Origin of the sequence: Galbibacter sp. BG1 (assembly GCF_013391805.1) — a bacterium.
Taxonomy (GTDB): Bacteria; Bacteroidota; Bacteroidia; order Flavobacteriales; family Flavobacteriaceae; genus Galbibacter.
Window position 1 is genome coordinate 2,613,332 of sequence record NZ_CP058364.1, and the last position, 26,212, is coordinate 2,639,543.

Consider the following 26,212-nt stretch of genomic DNA (forward strand, 5'->3'; position numbering starts at 1 on the left):
CAATCTATGCTATTTTCTTTTTAAAGTAAGTCATTATCCAATATCTTTGAAAAAATCATTTTTAACATGGCGAATCTATTAGTCGCTCAAAATGTGTCCAAAAGCTTTGGTACACATACTGCGCTAAACAACGTTTCTTTGGAAATACCCGAAGGATCTATATTTGGTCTTTTGGGCCCTAACGGAGCCGGAAAAACCACTTTTATACGTATCATCAATCAAATTACCTATCCAGATACTGGAAAAGTAATGTTGAATGGAGAAGACCTTAAGCCAGAACATGTAAGAACTATTGGGTACTTACCAGAGGAAAGGGGTCTTTATAAAAGTATGAAGGTAGGCGAGCAAGCTTTGTATTTGGCCCAGTTAAAGGGAATGAGCAAACAAGAGGCTCAAAAAAAACTTAAATATTGGTTTGAAAGATTGGAAATTGGCGATTGGTGGCATAAAAAAGTCCAGGAATTGTCTAAGGGGATGGCTCAAAAAATTCAATTTGTGGTAACGGTATTGCACGAACCAAAACTTTTAATTTTTGATGAACCTTTTAGTGGTTTCGATCCTATAAACGCTACATTGATAAAGGATGAAATTCTTCATCTAAAAGAAAATGGCGCTACCGTTATTTTTTCAACCCACCGAATGGAATCCGTAGAAGAGCTTTGCGACCATATAGCCCTTATCAATAAATCGAATAAAATTTTGGATGGGAAAGTGTTGGATATTAAAAGGAATTTTAAAAACGACACTTACGAGGTTGGTATACAAACGGAAATGCAAGAAGCCTTAAAAACCGAATTAGCATCTAAATACACGATTTCTGAAGCACATTTTAAGTCTTTAGGCAATGAGTTAAAGCTAAGGGTTCAATTAAAAGCAGGGGATACTGCAAACGATTTGTTGCTCTTCTTAACCACACGAGGGATGGTAACACATTTTGTAGAAGTTGTACCAACAGTGAACGAAATTTTTATTGAAAGTGTAAAGCGTAATTAAATGGATAAATTAATACTTATTATAAAACGGGAGTATCTGGCGAAGGTTCGTAATAAATCTTTTATAGTGCTTACGGTATTGAGTCCGATTATTATCGTGGCAATGATAGCTTTGGTAGTTTACCTGGCAAAGGTGAATAGCGAAGAGAAAAGAGTAGTAGCGGTTTTAGATGAAAGTCCATTTTTTGGTCATCAATTTGAGACAGGTGTAGAGGCTTCCTATATTAATTTTTCCGGTATTTCCTTGGAAGATGCCATAGATTCGGTGAGTGCTGCCGGTTATTACGGGCTTATTCATGTACCTTCTGGAGATAGTATCGATAAGGTGGCCAGTGAAATTCAGTTTTATACCAAAGAATCGCCAAGTCTCGATATTTTAAATAGTATTGAAGGTAAAATAGAGCATAAGGTTAGGGAAGATAAATTGCAGTCCCTCAATATTTCCTCTGATGTAATGAACCAGTTGGAGGAGAATTACGAAATGAACATTGTTAATTTCAGTGGAGAAAAAAACTTAAAAGGAATAAGTGAATTCAAAGCGTTTATAGGTGGCGGTTTCGGTTATTTAATTATGATGTTTATAATTATTTATGGTGCTTTTGTAATGCGCAGTGTCATCGAGGAGAAAACTTCGAGGATTATAGAAGTTATTATTTCTTCGGTTCGCCCCTTCCAATTAATGCTTGGGAAAATAATAGGTACGTCTTTAGCTGGGATCACACAATTTGTTATTTGGATTTTATCTGCGGGAATTCTTACTTATGTGGTCTTGTCTTTTATGGGGATTGAAATAGACGCCTTTCAGTCGAAAGCAAATATTTCACCAGAGGCAATGCAAACTTTAAATGAGGCTGCTTCTCAAGATACTGTACAGTTGTATGTAAACGAGTTGGTTAAAATTCCGTGGGGCACTCTGCTTCTGTCATTTTTGCTCTACTTTTCTTTAGGATATCTTATTTATAGTTCTATCTATGCTGCTATTGGAGCTGCTGTAGACAACGAAACCGATACGCAGCAATTCATGTTCCCGGTGATTACACCTTTAATGCTGGCCATTTATGTAGGGTTCTTTTCAGTATTTGAAAATCCGAATGGACCTATAGCTGTTGGGTTTTCTTTATTTCCGCTAACGTCTCCAATTGTTATGATGATGCGATTACCAAACGGTATTGGTGGCGCTGGCGTACCTTGGTGGCAGTTTATTGCTTCCATCGTATTTCTCATGCTTACCTTTTTGTTCATAGTGTGGCTGGCTTCGAAAATTTACAGGGTGGGAATTTTAATGTATGGTAAAAAGCCGAGTTACAAAGAAATATACAAGTGGTTAAAATATAAATAGCGATATTCTTTATATTGCAGGGTTTTCTGATGTAATTTTAATTTAGATGAAAGAAATTATTGCTGACATTGTTTCCAATGTCAAACATTTTTTTTCCTATGCCCTGTATGAGGGAGACGAAACCGTGATACGGGTAGGAACACTGCTGCTAATTATCATGAGCTGTGTTTTTGCGTACTACATTCTTAAAATCATTCGAAAGTTAATTACCGCCAAACTTCCTTTGGAAGATAAAAGGAAGTTTGTAAGTATATTCAAGGTTACCAATTACGTTGTTTATATCTTAGTTATCATTGCGGTTCTAAGTTCTTCCGGAGTAGACCTTACTGTGTTGTTAACTGCTTCTGCAGCCTTGTTTGTAGGTTTGGGTTTTGCATTGCAATACCTGTTTCAAGATATTATTTCAGGAATATTGATCATTTTAGATCAATCGCTTTTGGTTGGCGATGTTATTGAGGTAAATGGTAAGGTAGGTAGGGTTATCGATATAAAATTAAGGACTACCAGGGCCATAACCCGTGATGATAAGATCATTATAATTCCCAATCACTTCTTTTTAACAGACATTGTATACAATTTTACCCAAAACCATAAAACAACGAGGGAAACGGTAAGTGTGGGGGTAGCTTATGGAAGCGACACTAGATTGGTAGAGAAATTACTGCTTGAAAGTGTTGAAAAACAAAAAGGAATCTTAAAAAACCCTAAACCTAATGTTATTTTTAAGGATTTTGGGGACTCGGCATTATCTTTTGATGTAAATTTCTTCATAAATGACAGTTTTTCTGATCCCAGAATAAAAAGCGATGTTCGATTTCGCATCGATCAGCTTTTTCGGGATAATGGGGTTACCATTCCATTTCCGCAGAGAGACGTTCACATTTACAATAAATAGAATACTGTTTAAGTATATGATTAAAAATAAAGTAACAATTAAAGGAGGCTTATATCTCTTACTTTTTAGTTTAACATCCATAGTAAATGCGCAATTAACCGATCTGGCTCGTGTGGAATACACTTATTTCCCTCAAGCTTCTTCAGAAAATTCTTTTAAGCGTTCTCGGGCATTATTCAACTATCCTTGGAAAATAGGGGAAGACCAGTATTTGGTCACCGGCGTGGAATATGCCAATGTAAATATGGAATTAAAAGATGGCTATCCCTTCGATGCCGGGGAGTTCGATAGATTGCAAAGTTTTCAGTTTTCGTTGGGGTATACCTTCAAGTTTAGTGAAAAATGGCGTTTTGGGGCGGTGGTGAATCCACAATTGGCCTCCAATTTTCAAAGCGGTATTATTGGAGACGACTTTTTACTGAATGCCTCCATCTATTTTATAAAAGAGCGGGAAGATAAGAGCAGGGATAGTGAAGAGGGAAGATTGATTCTCGGTATACAATACAATACGGTTTCTGGTATCCCGGCACCGTTGCCTTATGTGAATTACCATAAAGACTTTAGTGAGCATTGGGCTTATACCTTAGGGGTTCCAAAAACGAATTTAAAATATAAAATTAACGAGAACAATGTGCTGCAGGCCTTTGTTACCTTAGATGGTTATTATGCCAATATTCAAGAAAATGTTATCCTTGGGTATGAAACAGCAGAAAGTATTTCGATGACCACTGTTTTATCAGGATTAGGGTACGAACATTTTTTTAGTGACCATATATTGTTTTATTTTTATTCAGGATATACATTGTTGAACAATATTAGATTGAGAAATGGGGATATGGACGATGTATATACCATAAACGATACCAATTCTATGTACATTAGGGGAGGTTTAAAATTTAAGATATAATGGCAAAAATTCTGGTAATTGAAGATGAAGCGGCTATCCGCCGTGTATTGGTAAAAATACTTTCTGAAGAGAACAAAGCCTATGAAGTGGAAGAGGCCAGTGATGGTCTTGAGGGCATGGAAACCATTAAGAAAAACGATTTCGATTTGGTGCTATGCGATATTAAAATGCCAAAAATGGACGGTGTTGAGGTGTTGGAAGCAGCTAGAAAGATTAAGCCAGAGCTCCCTTTTGTTATGATTTCTGGTCATGGCGATATAGAAACAGCCGTGAATACCATGAGAATGGGTGCCTACGATTATATTTCAAAACCACCGGATTTAAACCGACTTTTAAATACCGTTAGAAATGCGCTGGACAAAAAGCAGCTCGTGGTTGAAAATAAACTCCTTAAGAAGAAAGTAGGTAAGAATTATGAAATGATTGGGGAGAGCAAGAGCATTTCCATGATTAAGGAAATGATAGATAAAGTGGCTCCCACCGATGCACGTGTTATGATTACTGGGCCTAACGGAACGGGAAAAGAGCTAGTGGCCCATTGGTTGCATCAAAAAAGTGAACGTTCTAAAGGTCCAATGATTGAGGTGAATTGTGCTGCCATTCCTTCAGAATTGATAGAAAGTGAATTGTTCGGGCATGTAAAAGGTGCTTTTACGTCTGCAGTGAAAGACCGTGCTGGGAAATTTGAAACCGCAAATGGGGGAACTATTTTTTTAGACGAAATAGGGGATATGAGCCTTTCGGCGCAAGCTAAAGTGTTGCGTGCGCTGCAGGAAAATAAAATTTCGAGGGTAGGTAGTGATAAGGACATTAAAGTAGACGTACGCGTAGTGGCAGCTACCAATAAAGACCTTAAAAAAGAAATTGAAGACGGAAAATTTAGGGAAGATTTGTACCACCGTTTGGCGGTGATATTAATTAACGTACCTGCCTTAAACGATAGAAGGGAAGACATTCCATTGCTTATTGAATATTTTACTGAAAAAATTGCTAAAGAGCAGGGGACAGCGCTCAAGAATTTTTCGGATAAAGCAATCAAACAACTGCAGGAATACGATTGGACAGGAAATGTAAGGGAACTAAGAAACGTAGTGGAACGGTTATTGATTCTCGGAGGAAAAGAAGTGTCGGAAGAAGACGTAAAGCTTTTTGCCAGTAAATAATTTACGAACAGATAGAAAAGAAAAAAATGCTGTCGATTATTCATCCACAGCATTTTTTATTTTAAGATTGCCCTTTGTTTTTTTTAATCAAAAGATTGCATCTCTACTAATTTTTGGTAAACTCCTTTTTGTTCCAGCAATTCTTGATGGTTGCCCTGTTCTACAATTTCCCCTCTTTGCATGACGACGATAACGTCGGCATTTTGTATGGTAGATAAACGGTGGGCAATAACTATGGAGGTTCGGTTTTTCATCATATTTTCCAAGGCGAGCTGTACCAGCTTTTCACTTTCGGTATCCAACGCAGAAGTGGCTTCATCTAAAATCATAATAGGTGGATTTTTAAGTACGGCACGTGCTATGGAGAGTCGTTGTTTTTGTCCGCCACTCAATTTACCACCAGAATCCCCGATATTGGTATCGAAACCATTAGGAAGTTCCTTTATAAACTCATAGGCATTGGCAATTTTTGTAGCTTCCTCTATTTCTTCTAGGGTAGCATTTGGCTTTCCAATACGAATGTTGTTGGCCACTGTATCATTAAACAAGATTGAATCTTGCGTAACAATCCCCATAAGGCTTCGTAAGCTTTTAATTGAAATTTCTTTAATGTTAATACCATCTATGGAAATGCTTCCGCTGTTTACATCGTAGAAGCGGGTCACCAAATTAGCGATGGTACTTTTTCCACTTCCAGATTGACCCACGAGGGCCACCGTTTTGCCTTTAGGGATTTGCAATGAAAATTCTTTCAGTACCAAATCCTCTTCATATTTAAAATCGATTTTTTCAATGCTAATTTCCTTTTCAAAGCTCGTTTTCTCAATGGCATTTGGGGCATCTTTTATCGTATTTTCAGTTTCAAGGAGCTCTAAAATACGCTCTGCAGCACCATTTCCTCTTTTTAAACTATAACTGGCTTTTGAAATTAGTTTCGCAGGGGTAAGTATGTTATAAGCTAATGTAATGTAGCCAATAAAGAAACTCGCTTCCATACTTTCGTCTACAAAAACAAGGTAACCCCCATAAACCAGTAAAACGCCAATTACGATAATACCTAAAAGTTCGCTCATGGGAGACGCTAAATTTTGTCGATTTAAAACAGTATTCGAGTATTTATAAAAGCGATCATTGGAATCTGAAAAACGTTTGCTAAAAACACTTTCCGCAGTAAAGGCTTTTATAACCCGCAATCCAGACATGGTTTCTTCTAAAATAGAAAGAAACGTTCCTTGTTCTTGTTGTACTTTAACCGATTGCTTTTTTAAAGATTTTCCAATTGCAGAAATTATAAAACCGGCTACGGGGATAAATACAAAAACAAACAAAGTTAGTTTGACACTAAATGCAAACATAAAAATCAAGGAAAATAGGATGGTAAGCGGTTCCCTAACAATCATCTCTAATACAGATAATATCGAATTTCTTACTTCTTCCACATCGCCACTCATTTTAGAAATGGTATCACCTTTTTTCTTTTCAGAATAAAAGGAAAGCGGTAGAGAGACAATTTTATCATACATTTTTGTACGAATGTCTTTTAAGACTCCATTTCTTAAATAGGTAATGTAAAACATTGCCAAATAATTGGATAGGTTTTTCAGTAAGAAAAGAGAAATAATAACACCCACCATTAGCATTAAAGCGTAGAAACTACCACGTTGCTCAATTAAGTCAGAAAGATAATAGTTGAGGTAATTTTGACCGTAGTCTTTAATGTTTACCAGCGTATCTACAAAACCGTTATATTCCGGTTTTGTTGCTATTGTTTTCTTGTCGTCAAAAATAACTTTTAAGACAGGAACGAGTGCCACGAAAGACAATGTGCCAAAAAGTGCGTAAAGAATATTGAAGAAGATGTTTAGATAAGCAAACTTTTTATAGGGCTTAGCAAAACGGAGTATTTTTTTGAAATAATTCATTAAAAACAGTAATAAAAATTGCTTTGTTGTTTATCTTAAAGTATGCCGCAAAGGTAAGTTTAATTATTAAAATAAGCCTGTCAAACTAAATTGACAGGCTTGATTTATTTTGTGCAAAAGAAAGCTTACTTAGGTTAGTTTAAGTTCGCTAACGATTCGATCTATTTTTTGATCCAGTTTTGCTGCGGCATCCGAATAGTTGGAAACGCTATCCAATTCTCCTTTTACAGAAAAATAGAATTTAATTTTAGGTTCGGTGCCACTGGGTCTAGCAGCTATTTTTGTACCGTCCTCAGTGTAATAAATCAATACGTTGGAAGAAGGTATGTCAATATCCTCTTTATCCCCGGTAATTAGGTTTATTCTCGTAGAGCTAAGGTAGTCTTCCAGATAATTTACTTTCGACCCGTCGATGGATTTGATAGGGTTTTCACGAAGATCGATCATCATTTGCTTGATCTCATCGGCCCCAGAAATACCTTTTTTGGTCAACGAAATTAGTTTTTCCCTGTAGAGCCCAAATTCCTCGTAGCATTTTAAAAGATCTTTATAAAAGGAACTTCCTTTAGATTTGGCATCGGCTGCAATTTCGCAAGCCAGTAGGGAAGAGGTTACCGCATCTTTATCCCTTACAAAGTCGCCAACCATATAGCCAAAACTTTCTTCGCCCCCACCGATAAATTCTTGCATCGGGAAGTCTTTTATCATTTTAGCGATCCATTTAAAGCCTGTTAAGGCTTCTTTGTAACCCACGTGATAACTTTTAGCCAAGGCTTTCATCATTGGTGTGGAGACTATGGTAGAGGCGATGAATTGATTTCCGTTAATACGATCCTCTTTTTTCCATTTTTCCAAAAGAAAACGCGTCATCAATATCATGGTTTGGTTCCCATTGAGCAATTCCATGTCACCGTCGTTATTTCTAACGGCAATTCCCATGCGATCGCTATCGGGATCCGTGCCAATAACCATATCGGCGTTTATTTCATCTGCTTTCTTTAAAGCCATGGCGAGCGCCTCTGGTTCTTCAGGATTTGGTGATTTAACCGTCGGAAAATCCCCATCGGGTTTTGCTTGCTCTTCTACAATATGCACATTGCTATAACCGGCACGTTTAAGTACTTCTGGCAATACGGTGATGGATGTCCCGTGAAGGGAGGTAAAAACGATGGAGAAATCGTTCTTTCCATTGGCTCCAAAACTACCGTTTTCCACAGAAGCTTCGATAAAAGCTTCATCTACATCTTTATCGATATACTTGATATGGGTTTCATCTGCTTTAAAATTGATGTCTTCAAAAGAGAGACTTTCAATTTCTTTTATTATTTCGTGATCCTGTGGAGGTACAATTTGTCCGCCATCTTTCCAATAAACCTTATAACCATTGTATTCTGGCGGGTTATGGGAAGCAGTAAGTACAATCCCACATTGGCAATCCAAATGCCTTACTGCAAACGAAAGCTCTGGTGTGGGTCTTAATTCAGAAAACAAAAAAACTTTAATCCCGTTTGCCGCAAAAACATCGGCCACTACCTTTGCAAGGGTATCGCTATTGTGCCTACAATCGTAGGCGATAACTACTTTAAGTTCTTCATCGGGGAAAGATTTCTTAAGGTAATTGCTTAAACCCTGCGTGTTTTTCCCTAAGGTATATTTATTAATTCTATTGGTTCCTACGCCCATGGTCCCGCGCATACCGCCAGTACCAAATTCTAGGTTTTTGTAGAATCTTTCGTTTAGTTCTTCTGGATTGTTGTCAATAAGCTCTTGAACTTCTTTTTTGGTGTGAAGGTCAAAAAAGTCAGTTAGCCAAGCTTCTGCATTTTTTAAAATTTTATCTGAATTCATTTTAATGGTTAATTTTTCCTAAAGTTACTTAAGATAAGGTAATTATGTGCTTAATTTTAGCTGAAAATTGAGTTTAATTCCATTATTGTTCTTTATTTGGTGGACTCTAAAGTTTTAGCTGAAACTTTAGGCGTGATGGTTTCCAGAACTTTATAACGCTTTTCTTGTTTTTTAGACCGTAAAACCAGCTCTCCAATAAATCCCGCGATAAATAGTTGCGTACCGATAATCATAGCGGTTAAAGAGATATAAAATTGGGGCCGTTGTGTTATAAGGCGACCATAAGGGGTGAAAAATAATTTGTCTATGCCGAGGTAAATGGCAAAGCAAAAGCCAATAATAAACATAAGCACCCCAAGAGCACCAAACAAATGCATGGGCTGTTTGCCAAATTTGGATATAAACCAAATGGTAATTAGGTCTAGAAAACCGTTTATAAAACGCTCCATGCCGAATTTAGTGGTGCCATATTTTCGGGCCTGATGCTTTACCACTTTTTCTTCAATACGGCTAAATCCCGCATTTTTTGCCAAAACTGGAATGTAGCGATGCATTTCGCCATGTACATCGATGGTTTTTATAACCTGCTTTCGGTAAGCCTTGAGTCCACAATTGAAGTCGTTTAATTGAACCCCTGAAGTTTTTCGTGCCGCCCAGTTAAATAATTTGGAGGGCATATTTTTGGAAATCACCGAATCGTACCGCACTTTTTTCCACCCTGAAACCAGATCTAGCTTGTTTTCGTTAAGTTGATGGTAAATAGCTGGAATTTCCTCCGGATTATCCTGGAGATCGGCGTCCATGGTAATTACCACCTCACCTTGAGCCATTTCGAAGCCGGCATGCAAGGCTTGCGATTTTCCAAAATTTCTAAGAAAGCGAATGGCCTTTACATTTGTGTTTTTTGCAGAAAGATTTTGAATAGTCGCCCAGGAATTGTCGGTGCTCCCATCGTCTATAAAAATAATTTCATAAGAAAAACGATTGGATTGCATCACTGCTACAATCCAATCGTGTAATTCTTTTAAAGACTCTTGTTCGTTGAGTAGTGGTATTACTACTGATATATCCATGGGTGAATTTATAATCTAAAATAAATTCAAAGATATAAATTAGTATTCACTTTTAGATTTTTTCATGATCAAAGCAGGAACTAGCGTCAAGATAAAACCAAAAAAGATACTTCCCAGCAATCCAAAAGCAGCCTGGATAAGCGGACCAGAAAATTTTCTGGACATTTCCAATTGACTTTCAATTTGTTCTGGTGTCATGCCGTAGTCTACCATTTTGGCCCTCGCTATTTCCAGTTGTTTTTCAACCATATCTGGATCGATAACATTGGAGAGCAATAAATTAAATAGCATACCTATAATACCTCCAATAAGGCATAACCCGATTCCGATTTTCAAGGCCTCACCAAAAGTCATATAACCTCCATTGGCCTTTTTAAATTGTTTTAAAGCAATTAAAATTACTGCTAGCATAATAACTAGGCTTATTACTAATGTAGGGATGCCCTGTTGGTAATGCATATCTGCAAAATAAAGCATGAGTCCAAATACTACGCTTATTCCTCCCAATAAGAGCCCATATTGCAAAGCATATTTTCCTGTTGTTGGTTGTGTGTTTTCCATTTTTATAAGTTGAATTAGTTTTATACTAAAATAAGTAGCTTTTCTCGTATATTTGTTACAGTTAAGGAATAATAAAAAAATACTTGCAAATTTTTGGTGTAAAGCATTGGTTATCTAAAATAAATTTATAAATTTGCACCTCGAAAAAATTCTGAAGTTTAAAATATAGAGCGATGAAAAAAGGTATACATCCAGAAAATTATAGATTAGTAGCGTTTAAAGACATGTCTAATGATGATGTTTTTATCACTAAATCTACAGCAGAAACTAAAGAGACATTAGAGGTTGACGGTGTTGAATATCCTGTAATTAAACTGGAGATTTCTAGATCATCGCACCCTTACTATACAGGTAAGTCTAAACTTGTAGATACTGCTGGTCGTATCGATAAGTTCAAGAACAAATACGCAAAGTTCAAAAAATAAGAAACTTATATATTCTATTGAAACCTCTGATGCTATCAGGGGTTTTTTTGTTAGTGAAACTCAATTTTGAGAAGTTGCAAATACAATAAGATCAAAATTGTAAGTTGAACCTGTCTACGTATCACAGATAGGAAGACTAACCCCGACCTTTAATGTGGGTGTCCCATTGAATTTTTCAAAAAAAGAGTTAGTGAACCCATCTAGGGTCGATTGAAGGAGCCTATATAATCTGTTTTGTTTAAAAACTATACAGGTTTATGTTGAATTCATCTAGATTTTTTTACAATTCTGTAGCATTACATTATCTTTATTTAAAATTTAAGCATCATGAACTATATCCTTTTCGACGGCCCCGTTCGTAACGCATTATTGCCTTTTACGTATACCCGTCCCGTTGCAGATATTCGTATTGGAATTCTTACCATTCGGGAGAAATGGGAAAAGTTTTTGGGATATACCACAACTACAATCACCGAGGATTATCTGGCTGATAAACATCCAATGGTGGAAATGGAGGCAAACGTCCTTATCAATGCCGCTTTTCTTCCAAATGAAGAATTGGTGGAGTTGATTAAAGGATTGGATAAGGAGCAGGCTGTGTTTCATGGCGAAGAAGTAATTGCTTTTTACACTACGGAAGCACAGGAAGAAGTAGATTTAAATAGTTATGAAGCTATTGAATACAATGGCGATTGTCTTCAAATTCAGAATACATGGGATATTTTTTCTAAAAATGGAGAAGCTATGGAAGCCGATTTCGAATTGCTGACGTCGGGAAGAACCAGCAAACCGATTCCTTCCAGTAATAACGTTATAGCTCCAGAAAACATATTTTTAGAGGAAGGGGTAACTATAGAGTTCTGTACTTTAAATGCTTCAATGGGACCGATATATTTGGGGAAAGATTCCTTGGTAATGGAAGGTACGGTTATTCGTGGAGGCTTTGCCTTGTGCGAAAATGCCATTGTAAAAATGGGTGCAAAAATTTATGGGGCAACTACCGTGGGGCCTGCCTGTAAAGTTGGTGGGGAAATTAATAATTCGGTATTGTTTCAAAATTCAAATAAAGGTCACGAGGGGTTTTTGGGCAATTCTGTGCTGGGAGAGTGGTGTAATATTGGCGCAGATACCAATACTTCCAACTTAAAGAACGATTATTCCCCAGTGCGCTTATGGAACTATGAAACCGAAAACTTCGCAAAAACCGGTTTGCAGTTTTGCGGACTTATGATGGGCGACCATAGCAAGTGCGGTATCAACACTATGTTTAATACGGGAACTGTAGTAGGGGTGAGCGCCAATATTTATGGTAGTGGATATCAAAAGAATTTTATACCGAGTTTTAGCTGGGGTGGAACTGCTGGTTTTACTACCTATCAACCAAAAAAGGCATACCAAACGGCAAAAGCGATGATGGAGCGTAGAAATTGCGAATTCACTGCTGAAGAAGAAGGAATTCTCGATCATATCTTTGAAAATACCAAAAAATGGCGTAAGGATTGATGGTTTTATACAGTGTAAAGTGAATTATCTTCAAATTCCATTCGGGTGATAGATATCAAATTATTTAAAAAGTAAGTCATACATTGCCTGTTGGTGTTAGTTATTCCCTTTTCAATACTTCAAAACTTTTGATTATCAAATCAATAGAATGTTTTAATACCTCCAAAGAAGTTGGTATATTTGTACGCTTTTTTAAAAGCCAAAAACGTATCCAAAAATGGAAAAAAAGAAAGTAGCATTTTATACTTTAGGTTGTAAGCTTAATTTTTCTGAAACCTCCACGATTGCTCGTAATTTTACCGAGGAAGGATTCGATCGTGTTGAATTTTCAGAAAAAGCAGATATTTATGTAATCAATACATGTTCGGTTACAGAAAATGCGGATAAGCGGTTTAAATCTATTGTAAAACAAGCGCAAAAAGTTAATCCAGATGCTTTTGTGGCAGCCATCGGTTGTTATGCGCAATTGAAACCGGAGGAGTTGGCAGATGTTCATGGGGTGGATTTGGTTTTAGGGGCTACTGAAAAATTTAAGATTACCGATTATTTAAACGATCTTTCCAAAAACGATTTTGGGGAAGTTCATAGTTGCGAAATCGAGGAAGCCGATTTTTACGTGGGAAGTTACTCCATTGGAGATCGTACCCGTGCGTTTTTAAAAGTGCAAGACGGTTGCGATTATAAATGTACTTACTGCACTATTCCCTTGGCGAGAGGGATTTCGCGAAGCGATACTCTAGGGAATGTGCTCCAGAATGCCAAGGAAATATCAGAACAGGGAATTAAAGAAATTGTTCTTACAGGTGTTAATATTGGCGATTATGGAAAAGGGGAGTTCGGGAATAAAAAACACGAGCATACTTTTAACGAGTTGGTAACAGCTTTAGATGACGTAGAGGGAATCGAAAGACTTCGGATTTCTTCCATTGAACCTAATTTGCTAAAAAACGAGACCATCGATTATGTAGCAAAAAGTAGAACTTTTGTGCCTCATTTTCATGTACCCTTGCAAAGTGGCAGTAATTATATTTTAGGGCAAATGCGCAGGAGGTACAAAAGAGAGTTGTACGTAGATCGTGTAACCCGAATAAAAGAAGTGATGCCCCATGCGTGCATTGGTGTAGATGTAATAGTTGGCTTCCCTGGGGAAACGGACGAACATTTCTTGGAAACTTATAACTTCTTAAACGAACTTGATATTTCTTATCTACATGTATTTACTTATTCTGAAAGGGATAACACGGTAGCCGCAGAAATGGAGGGAGTTGTACCAAATAAAGTAAGGGCGAAACGCAGTAAGATGCTTAGAGGTCTATCGGCTAAAAAGCGAAGAGCTTTTTACGAGAGTCAGCTTAATACCAATAGAACTGTTCTTTTTGAAGGGGAGAATAAAGAAGGGTATATCCATGGATTTACAGAGAATTACGTGAAAGTTAAAGCTCCATGGGACCCTGCATTGGTAAATACACTTCACAAGGTAAAGCTCACTAAAATTGACGAGGATGGCTTGGTACGATTGGAATTTGTGGAAGAAGAGCACACTGTTGCTGTATAATTCAGTGCTTTGTTGAAGGCCTAGTAAATTAGCTGTCGTCATGAGCTTGTCGAAACAAATCCGTTCGACCTGCCCGGCAAGCGGGCAGGCTCAAGCAGACATTTTGTTTTTGAAAATTTTTTAGATTCTAATTCCTACAGGTAATAAATCTTTAAATTCTTTGTGTTTTCTAAGAAAACCGGCAATTTGGGGGCTGGTAGGAACTACACTTAAATTTTTACCTTCAATATGTTTCAAAACAGTTGTGATGAATTCATCTTTGAAGTCAGGATCTGTAACCTCCTCTGGAATAACGAGTTTTGTTAAAAAAACTTTTCGCTCTTGAGAGGCATACTCAATTTTTGCTAGCTTACCATCAATTTTTGTTTCGAATTGACGTAAAAACTCATTGTCATTAATTACTACTTCATTCATTATTACGAGGTTTAAAAAATCATTTTTTAACTGCCAAAAAGCCAATTCTGTTCAGCACAACAATAATTAAACCGTTGTACTTAGTTATTTTGGTATAAATTAGTTTTGGTCGCTATTAATATTGATGAAGAATTATATACCTTTAGCATTGCAAAGGTACAAAAAAATAGCTAATCATCTATTTTTCAATCGTTAATATCTATGGCTTCCGAAGTAATACATGTTTATCTCATGCCGGGAATGGCGGCAAATTCCTTAATATTCGACCAGATAAAATTACCCGAAGATACATTTAAACTTCATTACCTGGAATGGAAAATACCATGTAAGAATGAACGCATAGAAGCCTATGCAAAAAGAATGGTCGTGGATATTGAACATGAGAATCCGGTTTTAATTGGGGTTTCTTTCGGGGGTATTTTAGTTCAGGAAATGGCAAAATTTATTTCAGTAAAAAAAATAATTATTATTTCCAGCGTTAAATGTAATAAGGAATTGCCAAGACGAATGATTTTTGCCAGATATACCAAGGCGCATAAATTGTTGCCTACGGGAATTGTTCACAACATCGAGCTTTTGGCAAAGTACGCTTTTGGCGAAAATATTTCTAAACGATTACATTTGTACGAGAAATATCTATCGGTTCGAAACAAATATTACATAGATTGGTCCATCGACAATATTGTTAATTGGAAACAAGTAGAGCCAACAAAGGATGTAATCCATATTCATGGAGATAAAGACGCCGTTTTTCCTTCGGTTTACATAAAAGATTGTATTAAAATTAAGGGAGGGACGCACATCATGATTATTAATAGGTTTAAGTGGTTCAATGAGCATTTACCTAGATTAATCTTAGAAAATTGAAGAATCAAATTTGTATATTTATAAAAAAATTGGGGCAAGATGAAGCGTATTAAAACCATATTTATTTTAGCAGGAGTTGTAATTGTGTCCGCTGTGTTTATCAACGCAGTGCAGTCTACCAATACAGATGCTTACAAACCAGTTAAAAAAACAACGGATAAAGATAGTTTAAGTCTATTGCATGACTACAACGTGTATGCATTAAAAATTCCCGATGGGATCAATTTTGCAGGGGAAAGAGTTCCTGTGGAAGATCCCGACGTGAAAGAACGCCTTGACCGGGAGCTTTTGGTAAATACCTATTGGCAGTCGAACGGACTTCTATTGATAAAGAGAGCCAATAAATACTTTCCTATTATCGAGCCTATTTTAAAAAAGAATGGTGTTCCAGACGATTTAAAATATTTGGCAGTTATAGAAAGTGGTTTAACACAAGCGGTTTCCCCGGCAGGAGCAACCGGTTTTTGGCAATTAATGAAAGGCACGGCAAGGGAATATGGTCTTGAGGTAAACGATAATGTCGATGAGCGTTACCATATCAAAAAATCTACGGAAGTAGCTTGCGAGTATCTAAAAAAGGCCAAGGAGCGTTTTGGGACATGGACGATGGCCGCCGCCGCCTATAATGCCGGACAATTTGGAATGGCCAAGCAATTGGAAAGACAGGAGATTGATGGATATTACAATGTGCTTTTGGGGGAAGAAACAGGGAGGTATGTTTTCCGAATTCTGGCCATAAAAGAGATTTTATCGCATCCTACGGAATATGGTTTTAATTTTGAAGAAGACGATTTATATACAAATATACCGGTTAATGAGGTAAGCGTAGATACGGCAATTTCCGATTTTCCGAAGTTTGCAAAAGACTACGGCATTACCTATAAAACCCTTAAAATACACAATCCTTGGTTGCGTGAGACCAATTTAAACAATGCCTCCAGAAAGCAATATTTTATAGAAATTCCCAAGAAAGGGTATTACCCGCCTATTAAATAATGTGGAGCTATATTAAAGATCACCTTTGGGAGTTTTTATTAGGATTAAACTACCTACTGGCGCTCATTGCGGCAGTAACTATTTTGTTAAAAAATATAAATCCTACAAAAACGCTCTCCTACCTTATGGCTTTGCTGGTATTTCCTTTTATAGGGTTGGTGGTTTATTTTTTCTTTGGTCAAGACTACCGGAAATTTAAAATTTTCAAGAAAAAAAATGTGCTCAACCAAAAAAACATAAAAGAATGGGCACAAGAATTGGTATTGAATAAAAAAGAGGCATACGACATTGGTAAGGAAGTTTTAAATGGCAATACCAAGATAATTAAGCTGATAGATAGTGAAAACCGTGCCCCGATAACCATTAATAACAAAGTTAAAATACTTATTAATGGGGAGGAAAAGTTTAAATATCTGTTCGAAGACCTTAGAAATGCTCAATCGTCCATCCATTTGGAATATTATATCATCGAAGATGGTGAATTGGGAGATGAGTTGATGGATATTTTAAAACAAAAGGCAGATGAAGGTATTGAAGTTCGGGTAAATTACGATTCGGTAGCCAGTGAATTATCCAATAATACGATATCTGGTCTAAAAGATCACGGGATTGAAATTTATCCATTTATGCCTGTCTATTTTCCAAAATTTGCAAGTAAAGCAAACTATAGAAATCATAGAAAAATCGCTGTTATTGATGGTAAGGTGGGATATGTGGGAGGAATCAATATAGCCGACGAATACGTTAACAAAGAAGGGCGGCGATACTGGAGGGATACGCACTTAAGGATAGAAGGTCAAGCTGTTGGTTTGTTGCAGTTTCACTTTTCTTTGGATTGGGATTTTGTATGCGATAACGATATAAAAGTAGAGGAGAGTTGGTTCCCAGAAATAACTATCGAAGATAAAACGCCCATCCAAATTGCAGCTAGTGGACCAGATACCGAATGGGCAAATATTATGGAAGCCATGTTTACGGCCATTAATGAGGCCGATAGGTATGTTTACATTACAACACCTTACTTTATACCCAACGACGAAATTTCCCTAGCCATGGCCACAGCTTCCAAAAGTGGAGTGGATGTGCGTTTGATAATACCTAAAAGTTGCGATTCTTGGGCCGCAAAATATGCCACCTATTCTTATTTGGAAAAGTTATTACGTGCAGGGGTTAAAATCTATTTGTACGAAAAAGGCAACATTCATGCAAAAACCATGATCGTAGACGATGTGTTTACTACCATTGGAACTTCCAATATGGATTACCGTAGTTTTCATATCAATTTTGAAATAAACGCCCTTATTTACGATGAAGGGGTAGCCAAACGGATGTTGGAGATTTTTACAGACGATCTTCAGCATTGCGATCAAGTGGATCCAGAAAGATGGATGGATCGTGGTATTTTTCAAAAATTAAAAGAGTCCTTTTGCAGGCTATGGGCACCTTTGTTGTAATGCCTTGTTTTACTGTAAATTAGAATTTAGGGGCAAGTTGAATTAGTTTATTAAATTAAGTATGTCCACACTCATAAAAAATCAACAATATTTTTTTCCGTTGAAATAACAATTATCTTTGAGTTATAAAATCGAAACGCATTGTTAGCAACACTTACTATTAAAAATTATGCATTAATAGATCACCTTCAAGTTGTTTTTTCTGAAGGGTTTACCACTATAACCGGAGAAACTGGAGCGGGAAAATCCATATTGTTGGGTGGACTTTCTTTGGTGCTAGGGAAGAGGGCAGATTTAAGCAGTATTAAAAATAGCGATGAAAAATGTGTTATTGAAGCCAGTTTTAAAATAGAAAACTACAATCTTGAATCATTTTTTAAAGCGTCGGATCTCGATTTTGAAAAACAGACCATTATAAGGAGGGAAATTTTACCAAGTGGAAAATCCCGTGCTTTTATTAATGATACCCCAGTAACCCTGGATGTATTAACCGAATTGGGCGTACAACTAATTGATATTCACTCCCAACACCAAACGTTGCAATTAACCGATAATGCTTTTCAGTTTAAAGTGATTGATGCGGTTGCCTCCAACCAGAAAGTGTTGGAAACGTATGAAAGTGAACTTGCAGTTTACCACAACATAAAAAGGGAACTCAAGAAGTTAATCGACTTTCAGCAAGAGGCCGATAAGGAATACGATTATAATTCTTTTTTATTGCAGGAATTGCAGGCTGCGAACCTAAAAGAGGGTATGCTGGAAGAGCTGGAAGCAACCTATGAAAAACTTAATAATGTTGAGGAAATTGCAGAAAACATTTCTCATTCGCAACAAATTTTAGGGGAAGAACAAATAGGCATTTTAAGCGGACTCAACGAACTAAAAACTATTTTCAATAAACTTTCCCATTTCGGGAATGCGTATAAGGAACTTTATAGTAGAGTACAATCTGCTTTAATCGAGATGGACGACATCCATGTGGAAATTCAGCGCATGGAAGAAGGTCTAGAGGCCGACCCACAGCAGTTGGAAGAAACCAACAACAAGCTTCAAATAATTTATAGTCTTCAAAAGAAACATCATGTTCTGGAAATTTCAGAATTATTGGCCGTTCAAGAAGAGTTGGCAGAAAAAGTGTCTAAAACGGAAAGCTTAGAGAGCAATATTAAGCAATTTCAGCTCAAATTACTGGAGCAGGAGAAGCAATTGGATACGCTTGCCACCAAGCTTCATAAAAATAGGGAAAAGGCCGTTCCAGCACTGAAAAAACACTTGGAAAATGTACTTTCTTTTTTAGGGATGCCAAATGCGCAATTTAAAATTGAATTGAACCCCACGAGCAAGTATTTTTCAAACGGAAAAGACGAGCTTCACTTTTTATTTTCAGCAAATAAAGGAGGGAGTTTTAACGAATTGCGAAAAGTGGCCTCGGGGGGTGAACTTTCCAGAATTATGCTTGCCATAAAATCTTTGTTGGCACAATACATGCACTTGCCAACCATAATGTTCGATGAAATTGATACTGGTGTTTCTGGGGAGATATCCAATAAAATGGGAGAGATCATGCAACAAATGAGTAGCAGCATGCAGGTTTTTACCATAACCCATTTACCTCAGGTGGCGGCTAAAGGCGATGTGCAGTTCAAGGTCTTTAAGGAAGACAAGAAGGGCGTAACGTCTTCTCAAATGAAAGAATTATCCACTGAGGAACGTGTGCAGGAAATTGCAGAAATGTTGGGCGGTAAAGACGTATCCAATGCTGCCAAAATGCATGCTAAAGAACTTTTGGTTCAAAAAAAATAGTTGTGTATTGATGGCGTTGACGAATGATATTCCGGTAAAAAATAAAATTAGCAATTACTCTGATCTAAAAATAGCTCCTTTTGATCCAGCCAAAAAGAAGACTAAACCACATCGCCATAATAAATATTTCGAAATTGTTTATTTAAGTAAAGCAGAAGGATTTCACTACATAGATGATGAAGCTTACAAAATTGAAGCGCCTACGTTTTTCTTTGTAAAAAAAGATGCCGTGCACCATTGGGATATTACCAACGAACCAGAAGGATATGTAATAATTTTTAAGGAAGCATTTTTAGAAAATACCACAGATAAAACACTTAACAGTTTGTTATTTCAGTTGATAAACTATTATGAGGAACGCTGTGAAGATCCTTTTTTGGTGGAGAATTTATTTAGTTTGTTGGTTGCAGAATCCAACAAAAGCCTCCGTCCCAATAAACATTACTTTGAAGGCTTGTTAAAAGCTTTGTTGTCTCAGATTAATAAAAATTTGGATTTTAAAAATTTGTCCAAACCAGATGAGTTTTTGAAATTACTAACAGATAGTCCAGTAAACAATGTAGGGTTTTACGCGGATAAACTAGGAGTGACTAACCAAAAACTCAATCAGTTGTGTAAAGAGCATTTCTCAAAAACCACTACTGAAATGATTGCTTATCAAATTAATAAAGAAGCAAAACGACTTTTGCGTTTTTCCTCAAAATCTGTTTCAGAGATAGCGTTTACCCTTCATTTTAAAGACACTTCACATTTTGTTAGATATTTTAAAAAGCACAACGAAACTACCCCGTTAAAATTCAGAAATACACCAAATAAGCCATTATAAAAATCAAATAGACCATTTTAAGGTGAATTTTACTTTTATTTTTGATATTTCATTTATAAAGTAAACCAACCCATGCGAAATGTTTTTTTGTTTGTTCTTTTTTGCACTGTTTTCCTAACCCAAAATTTAGCGGCTCAAATTAAAGGAAAAGTAATCGACGCTACCAATGGAGAGCCTTTGGAGTATGCCACGGTTGCTATCTACGATGCGGGGAATAATACCTTGATTACTGGAGTGGTAACGGGTGTGAGTGGAGAATTCTCTATTGAGAACATTAAGAAAGGGACTTATTTTTTGGAGACTTCTTTTATTGGGTATGAAACCAAGAAAGGAAAACCATTTCAACTTACTAATAATAACCAAAAAAAAGAAGTAGGAAATTTATCGATTAATCCGAGTCAGCTTTTTCTGGATGAAGTGGTGTTATCCGGTAAAAAGTCCACGGTAATCAATAAAGTAGATCGACAGGTTTATGAGGCTGACGCTTTTAAAAACAGTCAGGGTGGCAGTGGAACCGATGTGATAAAAAACCTTCCGTCGGTCTCCGTAAATGCCTTAGGGGAGATTTCTGTACGTGGAAGCGATGGCTTTGTGGTTTTGTTAAATGGAAAACCAATTCAGTCCAATGCCACCTTAATTTTAGGGCAGTTACCCGCTAATGCCATCGAGCGAGTAGAATTAATTACAGCACCTTCCGCTAAATACGACCCAGAAGGAAAAGCAGGAATTTTAAACATTATCACCAAAAAAGATGCTGCAGATGGTACGTTTACACAGATTAATGTACGGGCTGGTTTCCCCAGTATTGAAGATTATAACAACAGCGAGCCTGTACAACGTTATGGGGCCGATATTACTCATAACATAAGAACGGGGAATTGGAATATTTCGATGGGCGCCAGTTACCAACGCAATGATATTGCAGGAAGAAGGGAAGGGGATGTCTTTACGATTGTAAACGACACCTTAACACGCTTCCCTTCAGATGGGGAGCGAAGTTTTGATGAGGTCAACTATTCCGGGAGGTTCACGATAGATTTTACTCTGGATACTTTAAATACCTATTCCCTAGGTCTCTATGCCGGAAAGCGTTCTAAAGACCGTACGGCGGATATCCTTTATTACGATAATCACGCGTTTTCGCCTCCGGAAAGTCAAGATCGTATTTATACATTCCAATACTTTAATGAGAACTTAAGAATTCGAAAAGGGGATTTTGTACTGGGGAGTTTCGATTATGCCCATACGTTTCAAAATAACTCAAACATCTCAACTTCCTTTTTATATGAATATACTTTACTGGGTGGTCCAACAACGAATTTGAATTTGGGATATCCCGATACCAGTGTGGTTTTACAGGATGAATACAATACCAATGATAATCCGCTGCACGGAATCCGTTTTCAAGTAGATTATCAGTGGAAGCCTTTGGCAATCGGACAATTGGAAACAGGATATCAATTTAGAAACCTAGACCATACGGGTGATTTTGTTTACGAACGGAGAAATCAAGAAACCGGGGAATACGAACTGGTACCGGAATTTTCCAGTGAGGTGGATTTAACCCGCCAAATACATTCTGGCTATCTACAGCTTTCAAAATCGTTGAAGAAGTGGGAATATAGTGCCGGAGTTCGTTTAGAAGCAATGGATAGAAATTTGGATTTGAAAGATAAAATAGGGGTGGTAGACACTACTTATAGGTACAATTATGTAAAGCTCTTCCCTTCCGCAGCGGTGCAATATTCCGTAAATGATGATCTAAAACTAAAAGCAGCTTATAGCAAACGTGTGGAAAGAACCACTTCATTTAAAATGAACCCATTTCCCGAGCGGGAACATTCTGAAACATTGGAGCAGGGGGATCCTACTTTAAAACCAGAGTTTATCGATTTGGCTGAACTAGGGATGACCAAATCTTTCGAAGGGAACAATTCCTTATACGTAACCGCTTATTATAGAAACGTAGATAACCTTATAAATCGAGTAAATACTGTTTATAACGATACTATTTTAAATAGAATTTACTCCAATGTAGGGAATGGAAAATCCCTTGGTTTTGAAGTAGGCTCTGAAGTGGAAGTGGTTGAAAAATGGTCTAATTTTATAGGGTTGAACGTGTATAATTACGAAATTGATGGAAGCTATAACGGCAATAAAATAGATGAGAGCAGTTGGCAGTATTCCATCAACTTAAATTCTACTTACGACTTTTCAGATACGGCTTCGCTTCAGTTTACGTTTAATTATTTGTCAGAAAGGAAAACTGCTCAAGGCGAAGATTCCCGCTTTTATTCTCCCAATCTCACGTTTCAGAAATCATTTTTTGACAATCAATTAACAGCATCCCTTCAATGGATGAATATGGATATGGGACTACTGGATACCAACGAACAGCGCATCACAACCCAACAACCGGGAAGTTTTTACACTACTACCAATTATGTTTATGAGGTAGATATGGTTATTTTAAACCTTTCCTACACTTTCAATAAAAACAAAAATAAATCTAAATTTATTGAAAGTGAGTTTGGAAAAAGAGAGTTTTAATTCTTCTCAAAAAAATTGTTTTTTCGTCCATATAGTAGGAATAGGAAGTTCAGCTTTATTTATTTGCAATAAAGGATGGTTAGTTACAAATAATTTGAATAATTTTGAGCTTCTGAAGTTCAACAAGCAATTAACCAGAAAAATATGTCATATAATTTATTAAAAGGAAAGAAAGGAATTATTTTCGGAGCATTGGATGAAAATTCAATTGCCTGGAAAACAGCGTTGAAAGCCCATGAAGAAGGAGCTACTTTTGTTTTGACCAATGCGCCGATAGCCATGCGAATGGGACAAATTAAGGAGTTGGCAGAAAAAACAGGATCTGAAATTATTCCTGCCGATGCTACCAATGTTGAAGAATTGGAAAACCTTGTTGAAAAATCCATGGAGATTTTAGGAGGTAAAATCGATTTTGTATTGCATTCTATTGGGATGTCCATCAATGTTCGAAAAGGAAGGCATTACACCGATGAGAAGTACGATTTTACTGAAAAAGGTTGGGATGTTTCTGCCTTATCTTTCCACAAGGTGTGTCAAACACTTTACCAAAAAGATGCCATGAACGAGTGGGGAAGTATTGTAGCGCTTACCTATATGGCGGCGCAGCGTGTTTTTCCAGATTATAACGATATGGCCGATAATAAGGCTTATTTAGAATCGATAGCAAGAAGTTTTGGTTATTTCTTCGGAAAGGAAAAAAACGTACGTGTTAATACCATTTCACAATCACCTACGCCAACAACCGCTGGGCAAGGCGTTAAAGGGTTCGACGGATTTATCGCTTATGCAGACATGATGTCTCCTTTGGGGAATGCAACCGCTCAAGATTGTGCTGATTATACCATAAGTCTATTTTCTGATCTTACTAAAAAAGTAACCATGCAGAACCTTTTCCATGACGGAGGATTCTCGAATACTGGGGTTAGTAATGAGGTTATGGCCAAGTTTATGAAAGAAGATTAGTTCCACACGCGAATTTAAATTTAAAAGCGTTGCTCTTTGGATTTTTCCGTGGACGGCTATTTTAAAAAATATACAGAACTGTTTGAGAGGTGCAAGTTGAATGCAATAAAACACTTTTCAAACAGTTTTTTTATACAAGCATCAAATTTTCACTTTCTTGATTGATCGTTGGGAATAATAACAATTAAATGAATTTAGATTTCTCTTTTATCATTCCGGTTTATAACCGTCCGGAAGAAATTAAAGAATTACTCGTAAGTATGAAATCCCTTACAGGTGCTATTCCTTTTGAAGTGGTAATCGTGGAGGACGGTTCTACGATTTCTTCGGAAGGCGTGGTGAAAATGTTTGCCGAAGATTTACATATCTCCTACTATTTTAAGCCAAATTCAGGGCCAGGCGATTCCAGAAACTATGGGATGCGAAAGGCAAAAGGTAACTATTTTATTATATTGGATTCCGATTGTATCCTGCCACCTTCGTATCTGGAAGAGGCGCATAAGGCGTTGGAGAAAAATTATGTGGACTGTTATGGTGGACCCGATGCTGCCCATGAGTCGTTTACCGATCTTCAAAAAGCAATTAATTATAGTATGACCTCTGTTTTAACCACTGGGGGCATTCGCGGGGGTAAAAAAGCAGTAAATAAATTTCAGCCACGTAGTTTTAATATGGGACTTTCCAGAAAGGCGTTTGAAGCTACTGGGGGATTCGGTAAAATACATCCCGGCGAGGATCCAGATCTTACCATACGGTTATGGAAGGCAGGTTTTGAAACAATATTGATCCCTGAGGCTTTTGTATACCATAAACGTAGGATCTCGTGGGAGAAATTTTATCAGCAAGTCCAAAAATTCGGATTGACACGACCAATTTTAAATTCATGGCATCCCGAAACTAAAAAATTGACTTATTGGTTCCCTTCATTTTTTGTTATTGGTTTTATAGTGTCTTTACTTTTATGGACAGCAGGTGTTTCATTATTCTTAAAACTCTATGGAGTATATTTTGTGGCAATTTTCATGGAGTCACTATTTCAAAATAAAAGTGTAAAAATCGCATTTTTATCGATTTTTGCGATGGTAATTCAGTTTTTTGGTTATGGATTGGCTTTTGTAAAATCTACTTTTTTAATTACCTTTTCCAATAAAAAACCAGAGCAAATATTTCCAAAACTCTTTTTTAATTAATGGCAGGAAGGTTATTAGTGTATTTACGGACTCTTTTAAGGAAGCCCAAAGCGTCAATTTTTTTGATGTTTTTGGTGATTTCCTTTTTTATCTGGTTTTTAATATCATTGTCGGATACCTATATTTCCCACGTCAACTTCAAGTTGAACTATACCCAGGTTCCAGAAGATAAATTAATGCTCGGGAATCCCAAAAAGGATGTTACAGTAAATATAGAAGCTTCAGGTTTTAAAATTTTGAACTATCGTATTTTTAAGAGGGAACTCAATTTAGCACTACCAGATTTTAATGAGAAAGGGGAAGACTCTTATTTTATGCTTGATTCTGATATTGAAAAGGAGATAGAGCGCCAGTATAAGTCTGTTATTGTGCGGAGAATTGAAAAAGATTCCATTTTACTTAATTTGGGGGTTAATAAAAAGAAGTACATAAAAATAGTGCCCAACGTCAGTTTTAATTTTGCGGAAGATCATCAATTAAAAGACTCGTTGACCATTTCCCCAGATAGCATTTGGGTGCGCGGTCCCGAAGATCTGGTAAAAAAGATTTCTAAAGTAGAGACAGAGGAAGCCAGTTATAAAAATGTAAGAGGCACCTTCGAATATACTTTGCCTCTAAAAATTCCAGATTCGGTTAAAAGTCTAGAATTTGAAGCCCAAAAAGTTGAAATTAGTGGTATAATGGAAAGGTATTCAGAAAAAATTATCTTGGTACCCGTGCAGGTTAAAAACCTTCCAGAAAACAGGAGTGTAAAGCTATACCCAGAAAAGGTAAAACTACTCTGTAAAGCTCCCATTTCCCAGCTTAAGAATATAAATGAAAATGCCTTTAAGGTGGTTTGCGATTACAACGAGATAAAAAACAGCGGCAATTTTGTAATACCACAACTTGAGGAAAAACCTTCATATATCAGTTCCGTAAAGATATTGGATACAAAATTGGAATTCCTTATTAAAAAGCAATAGT

General features: G+C 36.8%; 22 protein-coding genes. 17 read left to right on the forward strand and 5 right to left on the reverse strand.

Annotated elements, in window-relative coordinates:
• The first annotated feature begins 66 nt into the window (after window positions 1–66).
• The 5 genes from HX109_RS11520 to HX109_RS11540 are packed head-to-tail and all read left to right on the forward strand — an operon-like array spanning window position 67 to window position 5,296.
• The gene (locus tag HX109_RS11520) at window positions 67–993 is read left to right on the forward strand and encodes an ABC transporter ATP-binding protein (protein WP_178952107.1); all 927 of its coding nucleotides are present in this window, start codon (window positions 67–69) and stop codon (window positions 991–993) included.
• Window positions 994–2,331: an ABC transporter permease gene (locus HX109_RS11525; RefSeq protein WP_178952108.1), complete on the forward strand. Its 1,338-nt coding sequence runs from the start codon at window positions 994–996 to the stop codon at window positions 2,329–2,331.
• A 46-nt stretch (window positions 2,332–2,377) separates the two neighbouring features.
• Window positions 2,378–3,226 (forward strand): mechanosensitive ion channel family protein, encoded by an 849-nt coding sequence (locus HX109_RS11530; protein ID WP_178952110.1) that lies wholly within the window; start codon window positions 2,378–2,380, stop codon window positions 3,224–3,226.
• A gap of 16 nt (window positions 3,227–3,242) precedes the next feature.
• Window positions 3,243–4,133: a DUF6268 family outer membrane beta-barrel protein gene (locus HX109_RS11535; RefSeq protein ID WP_220399459.1), complete on the forward strand. Its 891-nt coding sequence runs from the start codon at window positions 3,243–3,245 to the stop codon at window positions 4,131–4,133.
• Complete coding sequence (locus tag HX109_RS11540; RefSeq protein ID WP_178952112.1) at window positions 4,133–5,296, forward strand: sigma-54-dependent transcriptional regulator; 1,164 nt, start codon at window positions 4,133–4,135, stop codon at window positions 5,294–5,296. Before HX109_RS11535 ends, HX109_RS11540 begins: the two co-directional genes overlap by 1 nt.
• Before the next feature lie 83 nt (window positions 5,297–5,379).
• On the opposite strand, the gene HX109_RS11545 is transcribed toward HX109_RS11540, so the two are convergent.
• The 4 genes from HX109_RS11545 to HX109_RS11560 all read right to left on the reverse strand — a co-directional run bounded on the left by HX109_RS11545 (window position 5,380) and on the right by HX109_RS11560 (window position 10,700).
• Window positions 5,380–7,218: an ABC transporter ATP-binding protein gene (locus HX109_RS11545; protein WP_178952114.1), complete on the reverse strand. Its 1,839-nt coding sequence runs from the start codon at window positions 7,216–7,218 to the stop codon at window positions 5,380–5,382.
• Window positions 7,219–7,347: 129 nt separating this feature from the next.
• Window positions 7,348–9,066, reverse strand: a complete 1,719-nt coding sequence (locus tag HX109_RS11550; protein WP_178952116.1) for a phospho-sugar mutase — start codon at window positions 9,064–9,066, stop codon at window positions 7,348–7,350.
• A 92-nt stretch (window positions 9,067–9,158) separates the two neighbouring features.
• Window positions 9,159–10,139, reverse strand: a complete 981-nt coding sequence (locus tag HX109_RS11555) for a glycosyltransferase family 2 protein (RefSeq protein ID WP_178952118.1) — start codon at window positions 10,137–10,139, stop codon at window positions 9,159–9,161.
• A gap of 39 nt (window positions 10,140–10,178) precedes the next feature.
• Window positions 10,179–10,700: a DUF4199 domain-containing protein gene (locus tag HX109_RS11560; RefSeq protein WP_178952120.1), complete on the reverse strand. Its 522-nt coding sequence runs from the start codon at window positions 10,698–10,700 to the stop codon at window positions 10,179–10,181.
• Window positions 10,701–10,873: 173 nt separating this feature from the next.
• On the opposite strand from HX109_RS11560, the gene HX109_RS11565 reads away from it, so the two are divergent.
• The 3 genes from HX109_RS11565 (at window position 10,874) to mtaB (ending at window position 14,183) form a co-directional block, all read left to right on the forward strand.
• Window positions 10,874–11,125, forward strand: coding sequence for a type B 50S ribosomal protein L31 (locus HX109_RS11565; protein ID WP_178952122.1), 252 nt, complete (start codon window positions 10,874–10,876; stop codon window positions 11,123–11,125).
• Between the two features lie 327 nt (window positions 11,126–11,452).
• Window positions 11,453–12,628, forward strand: a complete 1,176-nt coding sequence (locus HX109_RS11570) for a GlmU family protein (protein WP_178952123.1) — start codon at window positions 11,453–11,455, stop codon at window positions 12,626–12,628.
• Between the two features lie 217 nt (window positions 12,629–12,845).
• Window positions 12,846–14,183 (forward strand): tRNA (N(6)-L-threonylcarbamoyladenosine(37)-C(2))-methylthiotransferase MtaB, encoded by a 1,338-nt coding sequence (mtaB, locus tag HX109_RS11575; RefSeq protein WP_178952125.1) that lies wholly within the window; start codon window positions 12,846–12,848, stop codon window positions 14,181–14,183.
• Between the two features lie 120 nt (window positions 14,184–14,303).
• Here mtaB and HX109_RS11580 read toward each other — a convergent pair whose 3' ends face one another.
• Window positions 14,304–14,597, reverse strand: a complete 294-nt coding sequence (locus HX109_RS11580; protein WP_178952127.1) for a GNAT family N-acetyltransferase — start codon at window positions 14,595–14,597, stop codon at window positions 14,304–14,306.
• 201 nt (window positions 14,598–14,798) lie between these two features.
• On the opposite strand from HX109_RS11580, the gene HX109_RS11585 reads away from it, so the two are divergent.
• The 9 genes from HX109_RS11585 (at window position 14,799) to HX109_RS11625 (ending at window position 26,211) form a co-directional block, all read left to right on the forward strand.
• The gene (locus HX109_RS11585; protein ID WP_178952129.1) at window positions 14,799–15,464 is read left to right on the forward strand and encodes an alpha/beta hydrolase; all 666 of its coding nucleotides are present in this window, start codon (window positions 14,799–14,801) and stop codon (window positions 15,462–15,464) included.
• Between the two features lie 39 nt (window positions 15,465–15,503).
• A complete protein-coding gene (locus HX109_RS11590; protein ID WP_178952131.1) occupies window positions 15,504–16,460 on the forward strand; it encodes a lytic transglycosylase domain-containing protein in 957 nt (318 codons plus the stop codon).
• Window positions 16,460–17,914 carry a cardiolipin synthase gene (cls, locus tag HX109_RS11595; protein WP_178952133.1) on the forward strand — a complete coding sequence of 485 codons (1,455 nt, stop codon included), beginning with the start codon at window positions 16,460–16,462 and terminating at the stop codon, window positions 17,912–17,914. The genes HX109_RS11590 and cls overlap by 1 nt, the downstream gene beginning before the upstream one ends.
• A 141-nt stretch (window positions 17,915–18,055) precedes the next feature.
• Window positions 18,056–19,717 (forward strand): DNA repair protein RecN, encoded by a 1,662-nt coding sequence (gene recN / locus HX109_RS11600; protein ID WP_178952135.1) that lies wholly within the window; start codon window positions 18,056–18,058, stop codon window positions 19,715–19,717.
• Window positions 19,718–19,727: 10 nt separating this feature from the next.
• Window positions 19,728–20,543, forward strand: a complete 816-nt coding sequence (locus tag HX109_RS11605; RefSeq protein WP_178952137.1) for a helix-turn-helix domain-containing protein — start codon at window positions 19,728–19,730, stop codon at window positions 20,541–20,543.
• A 72-nt stretch (window positions 20,544–20,615) separates the two neighbouring features.
• Window positions 20,616–23,093: a TonB-dependent receptor domain-containing protein gene (locus tag HX109_RS11610; protein ID WP_178952139.1), complete on the forward strand. Its 2,478-nt coding sequence runs from the start codon at window positions 20,616–20,618 to the stop codon at window positions 23,091–23,093.
• A 144-nt stretch (window positions 23,094–23,237) separates the two neighbouring features.
• A complete protein-coding gene (locus HX109_RS11615) occupies window positions 23,238–24,056 on the forward strand; it encodes an enoyl-ACP reductase (RefSeq protein WP_178952141.1) in 819 nt (272 codons plus the stop codon).
• 188 nt (window positions 24,057–24,244) lie between these two features.
• The gene (locus HX109_RS11620; protein WP_178952143.1) at window positions 24,245–25,246 is read left to right on the forward strand and encodes a glycosyltransferase; all 1,002 of its coding nucleotides are present in this window, start codon (window positions 24,245–24,247) and stop codon (window positions 25,244–25,246) included.
• Between the two features lie 107 nt (window positions 25,247–25,353).
• On the forward strand, window positions 25,354–26,211 hold the full coding sequence (locus tag HX109_RS11625) for a YbbR-like domain-containing protein (protein WP_255462688.1): 858 nt from the start codon (window positions 25,354–25,356) through the stop codon (window positions 26,209–26,211).
• Window position 26,212 lies beyond the last annotated feature (1 nt).

Excerpts from the sequence above, each read along its gene's own strand:
- HX109_RS11520 (WP_178952107.1), top strand. The coding sequence starts at position 67 with ATGGCGAATCTATTAGTCGCTCAAAATGTGTCCAAAAGCTTTGGTACA.
- HX109_RS11525 (WP_178952108.1), top strand. The coding sequence starts at position 994 with ATGGATAAATTAATACTTATTATAAAACGGGAGTATCTGGCGAAGGTT.
- HX109_RS11530 (WP_178952110.1), top strand. The coding sequence starts at position 2,378 with ATGAAAGAAATTATTGCTGACATTGTTTCCAATGTCAAACATTTTTTT.
- HX109_RS11535 (WP_220399459.1), top strand. The coding sequence starts at position 3,243 with ATGATTAAAAATAAAGTAACAATTAAAGGAGGCTTATATCTCTTACTT.
- HX109_RS11540 (WP_178952112.1), top strand. The coding sequence starts at position 4,133 with ATGGCAAAAATTCTGGTAATTGAAGATGAAGCGGCTATCCGCCGTGTA.
- HX109_RS11545 (WP_178952114.1), bottom strand. The coding sequence starts at position 7,218 with ATGAATTATTTCAAAAAAATACTCCGTTTTGCTAAGCCCTATAAAAAG.
- HX109_RS11550 (WP_178952116.1), bottom strand. The coding sequence starts at position 9,066 with ATGAATTCAGATAAAATTTTAAAAAATGCAGAAGCTTGGCTAACTGAC.
- HX109_RS11555 (WP_178952118.1), bottom strand. The coding sequence starts at position 10,139 with ATGGATATATCAGTAGTAATACCACTACTCAACGAACAAGAGTCTTTA.
- HX109_RS11560 (WP_178952120.1), bottom strand. The coding sequence starts at position 10,700 with ATGGAAAACACACAACCAACAACAGGAAAATATGCTTTGCAATATGGG.
- HX109_RS11565 (WP_178952122.1), top strand. The coding sequence starts at position 10,874 with ATGAAAAAAGGTATACATCCAGAAAATTATAGATTAGTAGCGTTTAAA.
- HX109_RS11570 (WP_178952123.1), top strand. The coding sequence starts at position 11,453 with ATGAACTATATCCTTTTCGACGGCCCCGTTCGTAACGCATTATTGCCT.
- mtaB (WP_178952125.1), top strand. The coding sequence starts at position 12,846 with ATGGAAAAAAAGAAAGTAGCATTTTATACTTTAGGTTGTAAGCTTAAT.
- HX109_RS11580 (WP_178952127.1), bottom strand. The coding sequence starts at position 14,597 with ATGAATGAAGTAGTAATTAATGACAATGAGTTTTTACGTCAATTCGAA.
- HX109_RS11585 (WP_178952129.1), top strand. The coding sequence starts at position 14,799 with ATGGCTTCCGAAGTAATACATGTTTATCTCATGCCGGGAATGGCGGCA.
- HX109_RS11590 (WP_178952131.1), top strand. The coding sequence starts at position 15,504 with ATGAAGCGTATTAAAACCATATTTATTTTAGCAGGAGTTGTAATTGTG.
- cls (WP_178952133.1), top strand. The coding sequence starts at position 16,460 with ATGTGGAGCTATATTAAAGATCACCTTTGGGAGTTTTTATTAGGATTA.
- HX109_RS11605 (WP_178952137.1), top strand. The coding sequence starts at position 19,728 with ATGGCGTTGACGAATGATATTCCGGTAAAAAATAAAATTAGCAATTAC.
- HX109_RS11610 (WP_178952139.1), top strand. The coding sequence starts at position 20,616 with ATGCGAAATGTTTTTTTGTTTGTTCTTTTTTGCACTGTTTTCCTAACC.
- HX109_RS11615 (WP_178952141.1), top strand. The coding sequence starts at position 23,238 with ATGTCATATAATTTATTAAAAGGAAAGAAAGGAATTATTTTCGGAGCA.
- HX109_RS11620 (WP_178952143.1), top strand. The coding sequence starts at position 24,245 with ATGAATTTAGATTTCTCTTTTATCATTCCGGTTTATAACCGTCCGGAA.